Annotated in this window: 21 protein-coding genes; 1 reads left to right on the top strand and 20 read right to left on the bottom strand. The window is 54.3% G+C overall.

The genetic code is table 11. The annotated features are described in order from the left end of the window. Positions 1 to 11 precede the first annotated feature (11 nt). The 15 genes from G7K71_RS20240 to G7K71_RS09770 form a co-directional block, all read right to left on the bottom strand. Positions 12 to 77: a hypothetical protein gene (locus G7K71_RS20240; RefSeq protein ID WP_395858275.1), complete on the bottom strand. Its 66-nt coding sequence runs from the start codon at positions 75 to 77 to the stop codon at positions 12 to 14. Beyond that, positions 53 to 223 carry a HAMP domain-containing protein gene (locus G7K71_RS20235; protein WP_353928532.1) on the bottom strand — a complete coding sequence of 57 codons (171 nt, stop codon included), beginning with the start codon at positions 221 to 223 and terminating at the stop codon, positions 53 to 55. The genes G7K71_RS20240 and G7K71_RS20235 overlap by 25 nt, the downstream gene beginning before the upstream one ends. Then, positions 223 to 1,131, bottom strand: a complete 909-nt coding sequence (locus G7K71_RS09830) for a HAMP domain-containing protein (protein WP_166345813.1) — start codon at positions 1,129 to 1,131, stop codon at positions 223 to 225. The genes G7K71_RS20235 and G7K71_RS09830 overlap by 1 nt, the downstream gene beginning before the upstream one ends. Then, on the bottom strand, positions 1,094 to 1,489 hold the full coding sequence (locus G7K71_RS09825; RefSeq protein ID WP_166345810.1) for a DUF192 domain-containing protein: 396 nt from the start codon (positions 1,487 to 1,489) through the stop codon (positions 1,094 to 1,096). The genes G7K71_RS09830 and G7K71_RS09825 overlap by 38 nt, the downstream gene beginning before the upstream one ends. Before the next feature lie 12 nt (positions 1,490 to 1,501). After that, positions 1,502 to 2,338: a type II secretion system F family protein gene (locus tag G7K71_RS09820; protein WP_243174810.1), complete on the bottom strand. Its 837-nt coding sequence runs from the start codon at positions 2,336 to 2,338 to the stop codon at positions 1,502 to 1,504. Between the two features lie 101 nt (positions 2,339 to 2,439). Beyond that, complete coding sequence (locus G7K71_RS09815; RefSeq protein WP_166345805.1) at positions 2,440 to 3,414, bottom strand: type II secretion system F family protein; 975 nt, start codon at positions 3,412 to 3,414, stop codon at positions 2,440 to 2,442. Between the two features lie 13 nt (positions 3,415 to 3,427). Then, positions 3,428 to 4,807 (bottom strand): CpaF family protein, encoded by a 1,380-nt coding sequence (locus G7K71_RS09810; RefSeq protein WP_166345802.1) that lies wholly within the window; start codon positions 4,805 to 4,807, stop codon positions 3,428 to 3,430. Between the two features lie 16 nt (positions 4,808 to 4,823). Further along, positions 4,824 to 6,101: a CpaE family protein gene (locus G7K71_RS09805; protein ID WP_166345799.1), complete on the bottom strand. Its 1,278-nt coding sequence runs from the start codon at positions 6,099 to 6,101 to the stop codon at positions 4,824 to 4,826. 27 nt (positions 6,102 to 6,128) lie between these two features. Further along, positions 6,129 to 6,854 (bottom strand): Flp pilus assembly protein CpaB, encoded by a 726-nt coding sequence (cpaB, locus tag G7K71_RS09800; RefSeq protein ID WP_013823733.1) that lies wholly within the window; start codon positions 6,852 to 6,854, stop codon positions 6,129 to 6,131. Between the two features lie 36 nt (positions 6,855 to 6,890). After that, positions 6,891 to 7,826, bottom strand: coding sequence for a TadE/TadG family type IV pilus assembly protein (locus G7K71_RS09795; protein ID WP_166345796.1), 936 nt, complete (start codon positions 7,824 to 7,826; stop codon positions 6,891 to 6,893). A 13-nt stretch (positions 7,827 to 7,839) separates the two neighbouring features. After that, positions 7,840 to 8,229, bottom strand: a complete 390-nt coding sequence (locus tag G7K71_RS09790; RefSeq protein ID WP_166345793.1) for a TadE/TadG family type IV pilus assembly protein — start codon at positions 8,227 to 8,229, stop codon at positions 7,840 to 7,842. An 8-nt stretch (positions 8,230 to 8,237) separates the two neighbouring features. Then, the gene (locus tag G7K71_RS09785) at positions 8,238 to 8,768 is read right to left on the bottom strand and encodes a prepilin peptidase (RefSeq protein WP_166345790.1); all 531 of its coding nucleotides are present in this window, start codon (positions 8,766 to 8,768) and stop codon (positions 8,238 to 8,240) included. 21 nt (positions 8,769 to 8,789) lie between these two features. Further along, a complete protein-coding gene (locus G7K71_RS09780) occupies positions 8,790 to 8,987 on the bottom strand; it encodes a Flp family type IVb pilin (protein ID WP_166345787.1) in 198 nt (65 codons plus the stop codon). Between the two features lie 145 nt (positions 8,988 to 9,132). Continuing rightward, positions 9,133 to 9,774, bottom strand: a complete 642-nt coding sequence (locus tag G7K71_RS09775) for a response regulator transcription factor (protein WP_166345784.1) — start codon at positions 9,772 to 9,774, stop codon at positions 9,133 to 9,135. A 54-nt stretch (positions 9,775 to 9,828) separates the two neighbouring features. Next, on the bottom strand, positions 9,829 to 10,965 hold the full coding sequence (locus G7K71_RS09770) for a sensor histidine kinase (protein WP_013823739.1): 1,137 nt from the start codon (positions 10,963 to 10,965) through the stop codon (positions 9,829 to 9,831). A gap of 300 nt (positions 10,966 to 11,265) precedes the next feature. Between G7K71_RS09770 and G7K71_RS09765 the strand changes: the two genes are divergently transcribed. Then, positions 11,266 to 12,120, top strand: coding sequence for a uroporphyrinogen decarboxylase family protein (locus G7K71_RS09765; protein ID WP_166345781.1), 855 nt, complete (start codon positions 11,266 to 11,268; stop codon positions 12,118 to 12,120). 16 nt (positions 12,121 to 12,136) lie between these two features. On the opposite strand, the gene G7K71_RS09760 is transcribed toward G7K71_RS09765, so the two are convergent. The 5 genes from G7K71_RS09760 to G7K71_RS09740 all read right to left on the bottom strand — a co-directional run bounded on the left by G7K71_RS09760 (position 12,137) and on the right by G7K71_RS09740 (position 16,966). Continuing rightward, positions 12,137 to 13,972, bottom strand: a complete 1,836-nt coding sequence (locus G7K71_RS09760; protein ID WP_166345778.1) for an ASKHA domain-containing protein — start codon at positions 13,970 to 13,972, stop codon at positions 12,137 to 12,139. A gap of 1 nt (position 13,973) precedes the next feature. Beyond that, positions 13,974 to 14,609 carry a B12-binding domain-containing protein gene (locus G7K71_RS09755; RefSeq protein WP_243174808.1) on the bottom strand — a complete coding sequence of 212 codons (636 nt, stop codon included), beginning with the start codon at positions 14,607 to 14,609 and terminating at the stop codon, positions 13,974 to 13,976. Next, positions 14,602 to 15,321 (bottom strand): GntR family transcriptional regulator, encoded by a 720-nt coding sequence (locus tag G7K71_RS09750; protein ID WP_313884948.1) that lies wholly within the window; start codon positions 15,319 to 15,321, stop codon positions 14,602 to 14,604. Before G7K71_RS09750 ends, G7K71_RS09755 begins: the two co-directional genes overlap by 8 nt. A gap of 73 nt (positions 15,322 to 15,394) precedes the next feature. Beyond that, positions 15,395 to 16,084, bottom strand: coding sequence for a Vitamin B12 dependent methionine synthase activation subunit (locus tag G7K71_RS09745; protein ID WP_243174806.1), 690 nt, complete (start codon positions 16,082 to 16,084; stop codon positions 15,395 to 15,397). Between the two features lie 81 nt (positions 16,085 to 16,165). After that, positions 16,166 to 16,966, bottom strand: coding sequence for a methyltetrahydrofolate--corrinoid methyltransferase (locus G7K71_RS09740; protein ID WP_013823745.1), 801 nt, complete (start codon positions 16,964 to 16,966; stop codon positions 16,166 to 16,168). Between the last annotated feature and the right edge of the window lie 22 nt (positions 16,967 to 16,988).

Below are 16,988 nucleotides of genomic sequence, written 5' to 3'. Positions count from 1 at the left end.
TAATACAACATTTACCTGGCTATTTCCCCCACCGCCCGGACCGACCCTTCGGTCAACTGGTGCACTTCTTCGGCCACCACGGCAAAACCGCGCCTGTAATCCCCGGCCCGGGCTGCCTCAATTGCCGCGCAGTTTGGCCGCCGTCATTAAAGACTTCCGTCAAGCGGGCCAGTTCATCCTGCCCGGAAACCGGAATTTGCCGGGTTAAATCGCCGGCAGCCATCAATTTGTAATCTTAAATTGCAGAGAAAGGCTGTTCAACCTGTCCACCACCCGGGCCAGCCGGCGGGCTGCATTGTTTATTTCCGCCAGCTCCGCCATCTCTTTCTGATCTTTCCCGGCGGTGGAACAGTAGCTTTCCGTGCGGGCCAAAATAAGCTGGCTGTTTTTGGCCATCTCCATGGTGCTCAGCTGGACCGTCCGGAAAAGATTGGTCAGGTAGACGGTCATGGTGTTAAACGCCTGGGCCAGGTTGCCCAGCTCGTCCTGCTTGCGTACCGGGACTTTATAGGCGAAATTGCCGGTGGCGATATGCCGGGTGGCTTCCATTAAATCATTAATGGGCAGGCGTAAAACACGTTTGCTGATGATGTGTGCCAGCATGATCCCAGCATACAACGCCGCCAGCAAAACAAAAACCATGGTCAGGGCCAGGTTGCGCATGTATTTTTTTGTTCGTTCCTGATCCATCTGGATGTAAAAGTAGCCCAGCAAACTGCCTTCGGCAGTTCTTACCGGAGCGCTGATCACCGGACCGGGGGAAACGCTTTTTTGAAAGATTCCTTCCGGAGAGCCCCCGGAAACAGTTCTGCCAATCAAAAGGGTATTGGTATGAGCAACTATTTTCCCGCCGGAATTAACGATGGCCGCTTCCCCGATATCTTCATTTGCCTTCAGGTCGGAAAAGAGCTTGTTTAATAGCTGCGGGTCGCCGGCCTGCAGCCGCTCGGCCGCCAGGGCGGTAACAGCGGAGGCAACGGCCTCGCCTTTCTCCTTTATTTGAAGCTCCATGATTTGCTGGATACGGATGTAAGTAGAACAACCCACCGTAATGATTAGAAAAGAAATTAACAGGCCAAAGTAAATGCTTATTTTAGTGGCAATGGAAATTCTGCGCCCCGTGTTTTTCATTGCGAATCACCTCTTTTTCAGAAAAACTGAGTGTGTCTCCCGGTACTGTGCCGGTTTTCAAGAGAACGCCCGCGGGCAGCTCAACCACCCGGCGCGCCCCGGGCACCGGCATGGTGAACCGGTAAGGAGGCAGATTGACCAGGGTTTTGAGCACCGTCCCTTTTTCATCCAGGAAAGCCACATCAATATGGAAACGCAGAAAGCAGGTGTGGACGGCCCGGCATTTTTCCAGAACAAGAGCCTCGCCGGGTTCCATCTTCCGCCTGCCCATAAGCCCCTTCAACCGTGACCAGAAGTTTGCCGCCACCCGCACATTCTGGGCCAGCAATGCGTTGCGGGTTAAATTAATCAAACGCATCCCTGTAAAACCTCACCTGGTAAAAACCTTACTGATTTTGATCACCGCCGGCCCCAGGAGAACCAGGAATACGGCGGGAAATATAAAAAACACCATGGGGAAAAGCATTTTCACCGGCGCCTTCATCGCTCTTTCTTCGGCCCGCTGGCGCCTCTTGTTTCTCATTTGTGCCGACTGCGCGCGCAGCACGTTGCCAATACTGATCCCCAACCGGTCGGCGACAATGATGGAGCCGGCAAAGGAGGAAAACTCGTCCACCCCCAGCCTTTCGGCTGCATCCCGGAGGGCTTCACGCCGCGGCTTGCCCATGTTTATTTCCCGCAGTATTTGCGAAAACTCTTTGGCCAGCAGGCCTTTCTTTTTCTCCGCCACCTTCAAAAGGGCGCCGTCAAAGCCCAGCCCCGCTTCCACGCTTACGGTCAACAGGTCCAGCACATCCGGAAGCTCTTTTCTGATCAGTTCGGCGCGGTCCCGGATCCGGGCCTCAAGATAAAAGTTCGGCAGGTGCCAGCCCAGCAGAACGCCCAGGAAGGACAACAGGCAGGTTTGAACCGGCTCCAGGTGGACCGTTCCGGAAAAGAAAAAGGAAAATACCCCGGCCGCTCCGGCGGTAAAGTACTTGAGCAAGGCGTACTCGCCGGCGCTCAAACCGCCCGGCCTCCCCGCCCGGTTCAGTTTCTCTTCCAGAACGGCAGTTTTCTCGGCCGGGATGAAAACACCGGCCAGGCCAATCATCTTTCTTAAAACCGGCCGGACCACCCTTTGCAAAAAGGGCGCCTTTAATTCCTGTTCCCGGAAAGATAAGGCGGGAGCTCCCAACACTTCCTCCACCCTTTGGGAAATTTGCAAGCGCTCCCCCCAAAGGGCTTGGTAAAGGCCCAGAAGAAAAAATGCAATAGCCAGAAAAAACGCGGCCGCTGAAAGGATCATCAATAAACAACCCCTTCCTGTCAAACGCTTATGCGGACGATCCTTTTAATTAAAATCCATCCCAACAGCTCGGCCAGCACCGCCGCGCCCAGCATCATTCGCCCGGTGGGATGGGTAAACAGGACACTGATATACCCGGGATTGATGAGCAGCATGACAGCAACCAGGAATACGGGCAACACACTGATGATTGTTCCGGAAAGGCGTCCCTGGGCGGTCAGAGCACGGATTTCCCCCTGAATACGCACCCTTTCCTGGATGGTCCGGGCAATCTTATCCAGCACCTCGGCCAGGTTCCCTCCCACCTGCCGCTGGATGAGCACGGCGGTAACCACCAGGGACAGGTCTTCGCTTTTCACTCTTTTGACCAGGCTGGTCAACGCCTCCTCCACCGGCGTGCCCAAGCTCAACTCCCGAAAGGTGCGTCCAAATTCCCGCCCGATGGGCGGCGGCATCTCCCGCTGGACCACTTCGATGGCCTGCATAAAACTAAAGCCGGCGCGCAAAGAGTTGGCCATGATTAAAAGAGTATCGGCAATCTGACCGTTAAAAAGCATCACCCGTCTTCTGGCGATTGCCTTTACCAGCCAGAAAGGCGCCGCCCCGGCGGCCAGCGCAGCCATCACGGCCAGCTCCGGGCGCCCGGTCAGCGCAACAGCGATAACACCTCCCCCGGCCGCGCAAAACGCGGCCAGGGCGACAAATTCTTCTCCTTTGAAAGGCAGATCAGCTTCGGCCAGCCGCCTGTCCGCGGCCATACTCAACACCCGCGGGGACAACCGGCCCGCGTGGGCGAGCAGCGATTTAAAGAAGTTATGGCGCAGGTCTTGATTAATCTTTTCCATCCGGCCGTTTCCGTCCGGGCCTCCCCGCCCGGCCAGTTCTTTTAGCCGGTCGGTGATAAACTTCTTCCGGGTCAGGATGAGTTGCTGCAGCCCCGGCGCAAACAACGCTACGGCCAGAAAAGTAAAAAGGGCAATAACCTTTAAATCCACGCCACCCACTCCTTTAGCGCAGCCAGAATATATTCGGCGGCAGCTCGATCCCGCACACTTCCAGGCGGTCTGTAAATTTCGGCCTGATCCCGGTGGCCCGGAACCGGCCGAGTATTTTTCCGTTGCCGTCCACGCCCGTCTGCTCGAAAAGAAAAAGATCCTGGAGGACGATCACGTCCCCTTCCATCCCCTGTACTTCCGTAATGTGGGTGACTTTTCGGGACCCGTCCTTAAGGCGCGCCATGTGCACGATCACATCGAGGGCCGAGGAAATCTGTTCCCTGATGGCACGCACGGGCAAGTCCACCCCCGCCATCAGCACCATGGTTTCCAGGCGCGAAAGAATGTCCCGGGGGGAATTGGCGTGCCCGGTGGTCAAAGAGCCGTCATGCCCCGTGTTCATGGCCTGCAGCATGTCCAGCGCTTCGCCGCTGCGCACCTCACCCACGATGATGCGGTCCGGGCGCATCCGCAAAGCGTTGCGCACCAGGTCCCGGATGGTTACCTCCCCCCGCCCTTCCATATTCGCGGGACGGCTTTCCAGGGTGACGACATGCTCCTGGCGCAGCTGCAATTCGGCCGCGTCCTCAATGGTAATGATCCGCTCATCGGCCGGGATAAAAGAGGAGAGAATATTCAGCATGCTTGTCTTCCCGCTTCCCGTGCCTCCGGAGACAATCATGTTCAGGCGCGCACGCACACACGCTTCCAGGAAAAGGGCCATTTCTTCCGTAAGGGTGCCCAGCGACAGCAGATTTTCCACCGTGAGCGGATCCTGAAAAAATTTCCGGATGGTAATGGTAGGCCCGTTCAAGGCCAGGGGAGGAATAATGGCGTTTACCCGGGAGCCGTCCGGCAACCGGGCGTCGACCATGGGGGAGCTCTCGTCTATTCTTCGCCCCAGAGGGGCCACGATTTTTTCAATCACGTGCATGACGTGCTGGTCGTCCCGGAAAGTAATGGGGGTGAGCTCCAGCCTGCCCCCCCGCTCCACGTAGACCTGATGCGGCCCGTTGACCATAATTTCCGTAACTTCCGGGTCTTTCAACAGGGAGGTGATCGGGCCAAAACCAATCGCTTCATCGATAATCTCATTGATGATCCGCTGGCGGTCGGAACGGGAGACGTGCCGCCCGGATTCATCAATCAATCTGCCGACCAGGTCCCCGATCCTTTCAGCCACCGGTTCGCGGCGGTCTCTTTTCTCCTGGGGCAGTTCCGCCAGTTCGGCGATAACTTTCTTGTGCAGGTCGATTTTAAGGTCCTGGAAGGGGTCTTTGGGGGGAGCGGAATAAGCCTGCCTGGCAGGCTGGGTGCTTTTATTTGCCTGTACAGCTCCGCCGGGTTCAAAAGTTCTCCTGTTCTTCTGCTCAAACCTCGCAAAAAGGGACACCCCAATCACCTCTCTTCTATCTTAACGAAACGGCTTTCGCGGATGTTTTGAAAAACTTGCCCAACAGCGACTTCCGCTCACGATAATCGGCGCGGCTTTCCGGAACAATCCTGCCTTTTCCGGCCGCTTCTTCCTCCCCGTGCGACAGCATCCCGGCCAGCTCAAATATGCTCTGGCTGATGGCGCTCCCCGCCTCGGCCAGAACGAAGGGCATTCCCCTGTTGATGGAGGGCAGGACGATTTTCTCTTCGTCAGGCACGGCGTGCCAGAGGGAAAAATTCAAGCTTTTTTCGAGCTCGCTTGGTTTGAGCACATCCGGGCGGGTCTTGTTCAAAACGAGCTTTATTTTGGAATGAAAGTTCAAGCGTTCGAGAATATCGATGTTCAGGCGCGCGTGTTTCAAGGCCGGCAGATCCTGGGTAACCAGGACGAGAACCTGATCGGCGGCTTCCAGGGTGCCAACAACCACCTCATTTAAGTAAGCGCAAGTATCCACCACCACGTAGTCATAACTTTTCTTTAAAGTTTGCAAAATTGCCGTCACCTGTGCTCCCGTAACCGTTTCTGCCTGCTCCGGGTCGGCTGGGGACAGCAGAGCATTGATCCCCGAAAAGTGGGGGGCAAGATAGCTCTCCAGAAGGGAGGGGTCCGTGTAATCAGGTTCCTGAATTACTTCGGTGACGGTTCCTTTGGTGGGCATATTCAGGAGCACCGCCGCGTCCCCGCCCGCCAGATCCAGATCAACCAGAACCACCTTTTGGCCCGTCCCCTGGGCCAGGGCGACGGCCAGGTTGCAGGCCAGGGTAGTGCGCCCTACACCGCCTTTGGTGCTGAAAAGAGTGACCACTTTGCCGGGGATGCGGGCCGGTTGCGGGGTGGCGCCGGCAACCTGCCCGCCGCTAAAATGAACCTGCCTTTTCTTATGAAAAGCACCTGCTCTGCGGATTGTTTCGGCCAGCTCGCTGCTGTTAAAGGGCTTGACCAGGTAATCACGCGCCCCCGCAGCCATGGCCTTGCGCAGGTATTCCTGTTCCCCCTGGATGGAAATGATCACCACGGCAACTTCCGGAAACTGCATTGAGATCAGCTCCGTCGCCTGGATACCGTCCATCCTGGGCATGTTGATATCCATCAAAACCACATCCGGCTGCAGGGTTTCGGTGAGGCGCAGGGCTTCCTCCCCGTCGGCGGCTTCCCCCACTACTTTGATATCTTCCTCGAAGTAAAGAAGGCGTTTAATGTCCTCCCTGGTGCCGGCAATGTCGTCGGCAATTAAAACTCTGGTCGTCTCCAAATTAACTCACCTCCCGAATCAGGAAAGCTAGCGTACGAGATTTCCCAGCCGGGCAGACGGAAGCGCCACTTCAACTCCATCGCCGGGTGAACGCAGCAGCAGGCGAACGGACCCCCTTTCGGCGGCCAGGATCAGCGTCTGTGCCTGTTGCGGGGTAACCTCCAGAGTAACCGTTTGAGTCTGCACGGACTTATTGTTGTTTTTGACCGGGTTCGGGTCCGCGGACTGGTTGACGGCCAAAACATTTACATTTTGAATGAGCAGGGAAGTAACAGTTTCCCTGGCGCCTCCTGAAGGCACGTCCACCGTACCCGCCACGTCCACCCTGTCCCCGGGCCGTAAGAGCCCGGCGACGCCGGAAACATCGTTGACGGCAATGGTGGCCGCCCTTTTGCCGGGACTGACCAGAAAGGCCAACCCCTGGGAAGGATCTTTGGGTCCGGCTATTTTCGTCTTCAAAATCTGCTCCCCGGGATAGATTACGGTGGTGGTAATTTTGCCCACCACTTCTTCCCGCTTCACAAGCGCTTCCTTATGGATGTAAGAAGACGGTATCTCCTTGACCTCCAGCATATTTTCTGTAATCTTTGTCTGGGGCGGGATTTTTTCCCGGGCCAGGACCACCGGTCGAAAATCACCGGTGCTCCGGTAGGTGGCCTTTAACTGCTGAAGATAGGTATAAACTCCATACGCTGCCACAAGGCCAAAAACCACGGCCAGGATAAGGAACAGGTTAACTTTCCCGCGCAACAAGCGAAAAGCCCCCCTTCACGCTGTTCACTGCCCGGGCTACTCCAGCAATCTCACCGCATAAAGGCCGGTATCCGGAGGCCGGGAAAAATCCGCCTCTCCTTCCACCGTGGTGCAAATAAAATACCCGTGTATTTCGTCTTTTTCTGAATCGGCCCGGTCCACCAAAAAGGCGGCAAAACCCTCTACTTTTACCTGGCTTCTCCCGTGGAGCGTACCGCCGGGATCGTAAACGGGAATAATCAGGATTTTCGGGCAGCCCGGCTCAAAATGGTCCACCGTGCAGTTGTTTTTGCAGCGGGCCAGCCGCTCGTCGATACCCTCGGTAGGACCGCTCATGTTACCCGGCTCGGTCGTGACCATGTCTCCTACCGCGATCTCGCCGCTGTATCCATAAATCAAGTTCTGCCGGTAAGTGCTCGCCCCGGTGCCGCCCAGGGCCAGGGCGCCGAAATTTCCGGGAAAGGCGGGATCTCCGTATTTTAAAGTGTACCTTTTTCCAAATTGAAAGTTCTGTTTGGGCACCAGCAAGGGGGCAACCCCCCGGCAGGAGGTAACTCCCGCCACGGCGGCAGAAGCGGCGGCCTGCACTTTTCCGGATGTATACCCCAGCAGCCGGGCCAGGATGAAGTCCACTTCTTTCCCGGCGGTTACCTCAACCACCTTCAGCCCGGACGGGCTGGTGGAAATAGAAACCGTCAGCCCTGCGGGATCGGCCCCGTTTTGCAGCGCGTATTGCTCGGCGCAGCTTTTGGCGACCGCTTCGTCGCCGCTCCCGGCTGGAGACAGTTCCGCGGCTCCTGCCAGCGCCGCGGCGTCCACGGCGTTAATCAGGCGCTGCTTGTTTAAGTTATACAGGCCGAAATCGGTGACCAGGGCGGCAAACCCGAGCAGGCCCAGCATCATCAGGGAAACCAGAACGAAAGCGCCGCCCCTTTCATCCGCCGCCAGCCGGGAAAGAGCTTTTTTAATCATCGGCAGGCTCCTTTCATTCCACCCGCATCGTGGTAGCGGCTTTAATGGTGAAGGGGTCCGGCAGCAACGCACTGATCAGGGGAATGACCAGGTCCACGGGATAAGTCACCGTCACTGTGAGCATGTCCCCCCGCCCGTAACTCTCGGGTTCCAGCAAAACATCCAGGGAATTGGCGTCCAGCGACGGTGCAGAAGCGATTACCTTCTCGCGCACCCCATCGTAAGTTTCCCCCACCACGGCGACCCGGGCACCCTCGCGGCTGGCACCGGTGATCACCAGATAAGCATGGAAAATGCGCCCGAATTCAATAATTCCCCCTAAAATCAACAGCAACACCGGAAGCAACAGGGCCAGTTCCACCATCGCCTGACCTTTTTGAGAGCGGATAATCCTTTTCCACATCCGGCAGCTCACCTCAAAATAAACGGAAACAGATAGGCCGCAAAAACGCCTGCAAAAATGGCGGCCCCGAAGGGAATCGCGTCACCCGGCGCGGCCTGTTCCAGGGGAGTTAAGGCGTACGGGGCGGGAACCCGGGCAAGGCGAAGGAGGGCAGCGCATCCGATCGCCCGCAGGGAGGAAAGCAGGCGCCCCTGCCTGATCAGCAAAACACAGGACATCAGGCCGCCGGCCAGCGCCGCGCCTAAAAAGACCAGAAGGGTAAATTGCGGCCCTTTAATCATCCCGATCGTGGCCAGCAGCTTGACATCTCCCGCCCCCATCTGGCGTACGGCAAAGGGGATCAAGAGAAGCAACAGGCCGGTCAAAAAACCGGCCATCCCCTCCGCCAGGCCCTTAAGACCATGAAAATATAGCTGCATGATGACGCCGATGAGGGCAAAGGGCAACAACACTTTATTGTATATTTTGTTCCAGCGCAGATCCGTGTACAGGCAGATGGCCGTGAGAGCGATCACGAGAATGTCAAAAGAAATCATCATTGTACTCCGGTACAATTGTGACTACGAGGTACTCGAGCCGCCGCTACCGGCGGGATTCTTAAGCGTGTCGCCAATATCTTGTAAAATTTTATTGATGCCGCCCGACAAAGCCATTAAAGCTCCCATCACCGCAATGGCCACCAGCGCCAGGATCAGCCCGTACTCGGCCATCCCCTGCCCGCTCTCTTCCTTCACCAGACGGGTCACTAAATTCCGCATGCAAAAACACCATCCTTTCTTTTTCTTCTGATTCTACCACCGGTAGACTTTTTACACATCGCACAGGCGTCTCATTTCAAGTTGTGATTTTGGTCTTAATTTCCATAGGACCAAAGTCCCAAAAAAATAAGAGCGAAAAGCCCTTTCACACCTGCACCAGCTTGTTTTTGATGGCGTAAAGCACCGCCTGCGTTCGATCATTAACGTTTAACTTTTGAAAGATATTGGTCAGGTGGTTTTTCACCGTCTTTTCGCTGATGAAAAGTTTTTGGGCGATGCTTTTGTTGCTTTCCCCCTGGGCGAGCAGCTGGAGAATCTCCAACTCCCGGTTGGTCAGGATATTTCCCGCTTTCCCCGTCCGGCGGTTGAATTCCTGAAAAACTTTCGCCGCCAGCCGGGGCGAAATAAAGGATTCCCCGCGGGTTACACCCAAAATGGCTTCCAGCAATTTATCCGGGCTCACGTCCTTTAACAGATAGGCCGAGACCCCGGCCCGGATCAGCTCAAATAAATATTCTTCCTGGTCGTGGATGGTCAAAGCGATAACTTTGGTGTCGGGCATTTCCGCTTTAATCAACTTGCAGGCGGTAATACCGTTCATGCCGGGCATATTGACGTCGAGGAGTACAACGTCCGCCCCCGTCCGGCGAGTCAATTCTACGGCCTGCTCCCCGCTTTCCGCTTCCCCGGCGATAACCACGTCCGGCGCCAGCGAAAGAATCCTGCGCAAGCCCTCCCTGATCAAAGGGTGGTCATCCGCAATAACAACCTTGATCGCCAAGTGCACCCCCACTCCTTTTCTACTATAAGGATTAAATATAAATTAGAAAAACACTTCCAGCTATTCCTGCAGCGGAACCGTTACATATACCGCAGTCCCCCTGCCCGGAGCCGTGTTGATTTGTACAGAACCGTTTAGAAGCTGCGCCCTTTCGCGGATATTGATCAGCCCGTAACCTTCCGGGCGGCTGCTATTTTTTACTTCCTCAAGATCAAAGCCTTTCCCGTCATCCCTGACCAAAAGGTTTACCCTCTCCGGCAGGACCTCCATTTTAATCAGCACGCTGCGGGCTTCCGCGTGCTTGCGCACGTTATTCAGGCACTCCTGGACAATCCGGAATAACGTTACCTCCGTAGAAACGGGGAGTCGCCGGTCCTGTCCAAAAAAGGAAAATTCGGCGGCTATTCCGTACTGCTCCCGAAAATCGGCCACATAACGCTTTAAGGCCGCCACCAGCCCCAGGTCGTCCAGTACCATCGGCCGCAGGTCAAAGATGATTTTGCGCACGTCCTGCAGGCTTTGCCGGACGAGCTCCCGCAGGGCATTGAGCTCTTCCTTCAACCTGGCGGGATCGATTTCTAATAGTTTAAGACAAAATTCTGCCCGCATGACGATGTTGGCCATCATTTGGGCGGGTCCGTCATGTATTTCCCGGGCGACGCGCTTGCGTTCCTCTTCCTGGGCCCTGATGATGCTGACCCCGAGATCGTGGAGCTGCTGCAGTTCCCCTATTTTCAGCGACACCTGCTGCAGGTTGTTGCTGAGGTAGTTAATGGCCGTGCTCAGGTGGGCAAGGGTGCTTTCCACTTTGGCCAGGCTGGTTTTCATGTGCCTTAAGTTTATTTCCAGCTGATCCCGGCGGAAGCGGAGCATTTTTTCCTGATTGCGCAGGTCACGTAAACGGAGTTGTAAATTTTGGGCGGTTTCGTAGGCGCTTTTGATATCTTCCTCCCGGTAGCGCTTGAAATCCCTGCTCACTTCCATGAGGTGAATGCGCGCCTTTTTCTCCCTTATTTCCAGATCATCCACCTGGTCGATGGTCTTCCTCAGTTCCTCCATCACCTGCTGCAACTCTTGCTGGATGCGGTTGCATTCAATCTGCGTGGCTTCCGCGATCTCGAAAATCTGGCTCCTTCCATTTTCCATGGCGGCAAGAGTATCTTTAATTACCCTGTCTAAAGCTGAAATGTCAAACAAGCCTTCTCACCCCGTCCCGTTCAGCAGAAACACACATTTTGCACAGGATGCTGTACATTTCATTCTTCCGTCTTGTAGAGACATTCTGATATAATTTTGTTGTTAAGGCACTGCTGACACCTCTGGAGCTACCCCTCCTGCTTTTTAGTGAAGTCATAAGGCTTTATTCGAGAGCGTGAGGACAATACCCTTTTTACATGCTTTCCACCTTATGTACTTTTGACTGCCGTTTTGCGTACATCGTTTATGCCCCAGAACAGGTACCAACTGAAAAGAGAATCAGTTCGGGGAGAATGTTATATGGAATGTTATAGCAGCATACTTGAAAAAATAAAAAGAAAAATTCCCCGGGGAGAACTCTGGATCTCCGGGGAAATACTAAGAGAGTTAGGCCTGGAACAAACGCAGGAGTCCCTGATCACTCTCAGTACAAGCATTGGTGCCGATATTTGTTTTTTTAGCTACACCAGCCCCGTTCAAAGTCTCCCTGTCAATTCCGGGGAGATGAGCCTCCTCATAAAAAAAGCCCATGCCTTAGGCCTGGTCTGTGGAGTTGCCGTTGACGGCCCCTTTGAGCGGACTGTTAGAGAACACGGTTTTATGGAAGTTATAAAATGGTTTTATAACCCGGACCGCCTGGAAGAACAATTGAAAAAAAACACGGCACTGGCGGCAACTGAGCTGGAGGCAGCTGATAACGCCGGCGCCGATCTTTTACTCTTATGCGATGATATAGCCTATACGCAGGGCTTATACTTTTCTCCCGAGCAGTTCAGGAGTATACTCCTGCCCTTATATCGCAGGCTGAGAAATACAATAAGTGGCGATAAATTGATGGGGTTTCACTCCGATGGTAACATTGAATCGATAATTATCTCTTTGATCCAAGAGGGATATTCGGCTTATTCCCTGGAACCCGAAGCCATGCACCTGGTGGAGCTGTGCCGCAGATTGCCTGAAAATGTGATCATTCTTTCAGGGATAAAGGCCGGGTGGCTGATGGGGCCGGACCCGGATGATAACGAAGAGGCAGAAATGCTTCAATATATTAATGATCTAAAAAATAGCTGTAAGCTGATACTGGCCTCATCGTGCGGACTTCCCGACATTCGCAGCCTGGAGAGGTTAAAGAAGATATACAGGCTGGTCGTATAACTGTATTATTTATTTTTTATTCGGGGAACCTCACCTGATCTAAAAAGTTATCGCCGAACTCCGGCATCGCCGCCAGTTCTACATACTTAATATTACGGGCAATTTCTTCCGCCCGCCGGCGTTCGGTTTCAGATAAAAGGATCATCCGGGCACCGGCACCTGCTGCGTTACCCACCTGTTGAATGCGTTCCAACGGCAGATCAGGCAGCATGCCGATGGCGACGGCACTTTCCAGCCGCAGGTGGGTCCCGAAAGCACCGGCCACGATCACCCTTTCTATATCTTCCTCCTTCAAACCGGCCTTCTCAAGTAAAACCTTTGTTCCGGCGGCAATAGCAGCCTTTGCCAGCTGTATTTCGCTGATGTCCTTCTGGGTAATTACTATGTCCCGGTCAACTCCGCTTTCCTCCGACGGTACCAGAACATATTCAGCAACTTTCCTTTCGCCGTTAAACCTGACCCGGGGATGATTGGCGTCCAACCGGCCGTTATAGTTTATCACTCCTGCCCGGTACAGTCCTGCCACGGCGTCCAGTATACCCGACCCGCAAATTCCCACAGGCGGACTGTTGCCGATGGTCTCATAGTGCAATTTCAGCCCTCCCTCAGCCACTTCCACCCTGCTGATGGCACCGTCAATCGCCCTCATTCCCTGCTGAATGTGAGCTCCTTCAAAGGCCGGACCGGAAGCGCACGAACAGGAAATCATTTCTCCGTCCCGGGCAAGTACAATTTCGGTGTTGGTGCCAATGTCCAGGCCCAGGGTTACCCCACGGGCCTCATGTATGCGGCTGCTCAAGATCATGGCCACATGGTCTCCCCCCACAAAGCCGGCAACGGCCGGTACCAGGTAGGCAACAGCACCGAAAGCCATACCCAGGCCCAGGTCGCGTGCCTTAATTTCCACCGGCAGCGTTACCGCCGGCACATAGGGGGACCTTGCCAGCTGGCTTACCGGCAACTTCAACAAAAGATGATGCATGGCGGTATTGCCCACAATCACAGCCTCTTCAACATCTTCAGGAACCACACCCGCTGCTCCACAGAGAGTGTACAGCAGCCGGTCAAGGCCTTCCCTCAGCACCTGTGTAATCAGGCTGTACTGTTCTTCCTTTTCAAGGGCATAAGCCAGCCGGCTTATTACATCTTCACCGTAAGCAATCTGCGGATTCAAAATGCCTTCGGCAGCCAGGGTTGCACCGGTCTCCAGGTCGACTAAAAATCCGGCTATCTTGGTGGTTCCAAGGTCCACCGCCAAACCAACCGGTTTTCTCATCCCGCCGGTCAAAAAGGCGTTGGTTATCTCCCTGCCGCGGATAGAAACTGTTATCGGATCATCTCCGGCCAGAGCCTCAACCCGGCCTATCAGCCCGGAATCTATACGCAAGCCGGACAACCCGTAATTTTGGGCCAGGAAGACTTCCACCTGCTGCCAGGTTGAATACGGGTAATCAACGGACGTGGTTTTCAAGGGAATGTTATAGCGTTTAATCGTGGGTTCCGGAACAACAGCGGCATCTGTTCCATCCAGCTGCAGCTTCTGGCGTCCGGTGAGAGCTTCCGGCGGAATCTCCACCTTTGCCGGGCCAATTATTACCGCCTGGCATGCCAGGCGGTAACCTTCCTCGAGACCTTTTTTACCGAGCAGTCTCACCTCAACCTCATTGGGTGAGGAAAATTCCCCCTCCACCAGGCGCACCCTGCAGCGCCCGCAAAGACCCTTGCCGCCACAAGGCGCGCTGATTCCGCCCGACTCAGGGGTAAACATCGCCCGTGCGGCCTGCATGACAGTCTGACCGGTTTCTGCCTCTAGCCGGAGGCCGACAGGTTCAAATTCGATAATAACACCCAATTTACAACACTCCCATCCATTTCTGGCATATGGTTACACCCTTGCGGGCGTCGGTCACCCACTCGTCCGCCCCAGAATATTCCCGCACCTTTTCATTAACCATCCCTCCGATGAGAACTTTAATCCTTCTCTGGCTGTCAAAAAGGCGAACTAAATTCACTGTGCGCTGCAGGGCTTCAAAACAGGAAGAAAGCAGGATGGACAGGCAAAGAATGCTTGCCCCTGTTTCTTTCAGATAGTGAATAAACTTATCTGGAGGTACATTTACCCCCAGGTCCCAGACTTCAAAGCCATGACAGCGCAACAAAGAGATGGTGATATTTTTGCCAATGTCATGAATGTCGCCTTCAACCGTTCCGAATACTATCTTTCCGGCGGGTTTGTGCGTTACTTTTTTATCAAGTGCAGGAGCAAGTACCTGCATAATTTCATGAAAAATCTCTGCGGATAAAACCAGGTCTCCCAGGAAATATTCTCCCCTGGAGTAGCGCTCTCCCACCGCTATCATACCAGTTCTACACTCTTCTACGATGTCCAGGGGTGTGGCACCCATATCCAGGCGGAGTTTAACCAACTCCATTGCGAGGCTTTCATTCAGATCGCTGATTGCCTGGGCCAGGGAAGGCAATTTACTCAACCCCCTTCAGCGGTCGAACTTCTGACACTAAACTAAAACGATCCCCGCGGAAAATAAAAACCCCCCAACCAACAACCGTTTCGTCATTGGCGTACAAATACTGTTCAAGATAAAGGACGGGCGAACCAGCCGGGACCTGAAGCAGGAGAGCATCTTCTTCTTCAACCACTGCCGGTCGCATTACCATACGGCTGCGCACCGGCAGCACCTCGTTATGCATTGAAATTACTTCCGAAAAGGCCTTGTACTGTAACTCGTTTTCCAGTATGGGGCTCCCCTTTTTAAAGCGCATGTATTTGCGTTCAATGGCCATCGGCACATTGTCGGCCAGGAGGAGCCGGCAAAAGTATAAAACCCTCTCGTTAGCCTTCAACTCCAGTTTTCCACTGATTTCCGCTGAGGCTTTGAGCACCTTGACTGCGATTAACCTGGCTTCCGGATTTAAACCACGGCGAGACATCTCCTTGTGATACTCTTCAATAGTGAATACAGCCCGGTCCAGGGCCGGCCGGGAGACAAAGGTACCCCGACCCCGGTAGGCGGATATCAGCCCTCTTTCAGCGAGTATATTGAGGCACTTGCGGACAGTCATGCGGCTTAAATTGTACTCTTTGGCCAGATCGTTTTCAGACGGCAGGGAATCACCCGGTTTGAACTCTCCCGAAAGGATTTTTTGCTCTAAAATCTGGGCCAGTTGAAAATAAGGAGGCACAAAGGAATTCCTGTTAATCCTGTCACCTGCCAGACCTTTATCCCCCTTTCAATAAATGTCCTGACATGGCCCTCTATGACGGATCTCTGGCCCGGCTCAAGGGACATTTTCGCCTGATGCTGCAATAATAGCAATGGTTTTCCGCACTGGGGGGGAATTCGCGCCCGATTCCCATAACCATGCTCAAGGATTTTTTGGGCAACATAATGCCGCTTTTCAGTATGGTTACACCAATTGTTGAAGGGTTCACCAGATCATAAATGATCCGCTGGTCCTGAAGGTTTTTCCAGTAAGAATGGCCGGGACCCAGAGGTATTGTCGTCTTAAGGCCGCAGGCTTCCAGATGCGTTTTAATCCTTTCTACCAGCTGCCTGCCGGCCGCTTCAATAATGCACGTACCGGCGATATCCAAAAAGTAGGCATGCGCCGCCAGCCCCTTGCGGCTATACTCCTCCACCCTGCGGTCAATCATATGTCCCAGGGTGCAGACAACCAGGAGCAGGCTCCGGGCAGTGCCGGCCAGGCGGACAAGCAAACTGCTTGTCAACGCCTGGCCGCCTTCCAGGAAAATCTGCCTGCCGGTTGTTTTCACCACCGGCACGGCTTTGCAAATGGCCTCCGCCCGGGCCAACTGATGTGCTTCCTGCAGTATCTCATTAACCAGCGAACGTGAATAGGTACTGGTTGTCCTGGACAGGCAGTCCCACCCGGTGCAGGAAACGTCCTTTTCGGTAAGCTTAACATTTAACTTATAATAATTCATTAAACCATACATTGCTGAATTACTCAACTTTCTTCACCAGAAAAACAGGTTAGATAGTGAAACTGTAACTATATAAAAAAACTATGCTTTCAACTTTCCCTGATGGTAACAGCGGATGTACTGCATGCAGAACCGGTCCTTGTTCAGCAGTGCTTCCGTGGCGTACACCAGAGCCATCAAGGTGCTGTCCAGCGGGTCGACGATAACGGCGTCAAGCCCGCTGGCCATACTCAACACCACGTAGGCCCGGTTCAGGTGCCGGCGTTCCGGCAAGCCGAAGGACACGTTGCTCAATCCCGAAACGAAGTGCAGGCCACTGAATCTGGATGCCATCTCTTCCATAAGGCGCAATGTTTCCACCACCGTTTCAGGATTGGTGGCCACGGAGCGGACCAGGGGGTCAAAGTAAATATCGTCAACCGGTACCCCGGCATCCAGGAGGTCGTTGACCAGTTTTACACCAACCTCCAGGGCCTGGTTTTTGTTTGCCGGGATACCCCTGTCGTCCATACAGAGGGCCACTACGGATGCACCATACTCCTTCACCAGGGGCAATACTTTTTTGTACCTTTCAGTTTCCCCGCTGATGGAATTTATCATTGCTTTACCCCGGTGAACGCTTAACCCGGCGGCCAGGGCTTTGTAATTGGGGCTGTCAATGCACAAGGGTACACCGGCTATTTCCTGTACGGTTTGCACAAGCCATTCCATAACAGCCGGCTCTTCCTGCGCGTCCAGGGTGCCGCAGTTCACATCGAGCATGTGCGCTCCGGCGTTTACCTGATTCAACGCCTCTTCGCGGATAAAGTCCGCATCCTTGGCCCGAACCGCCCTGTCTATGCTTTTACGGGTGGAATTGATTCTCTCGCCGATGATTAACATAGATGCCTCCCGGTGTTCCACC

The organism is Desulfofundulus sp. TPOSR (assembly GCF_011393055.1).
GTDB classification, from domain to species: domain Bacteria; phylum Bacillota; class Desulfotomaculia; order Desulfotomaculales; family Desulfovirgulaceae; genus Desulfofundulus; species Desulfofundulus kuznetsovii.
The sequence above is the reverse complement of the archived record's forward strand: the minus strand, read 5'-3'. Positions and strand labels throughout refer to the sequence as shown.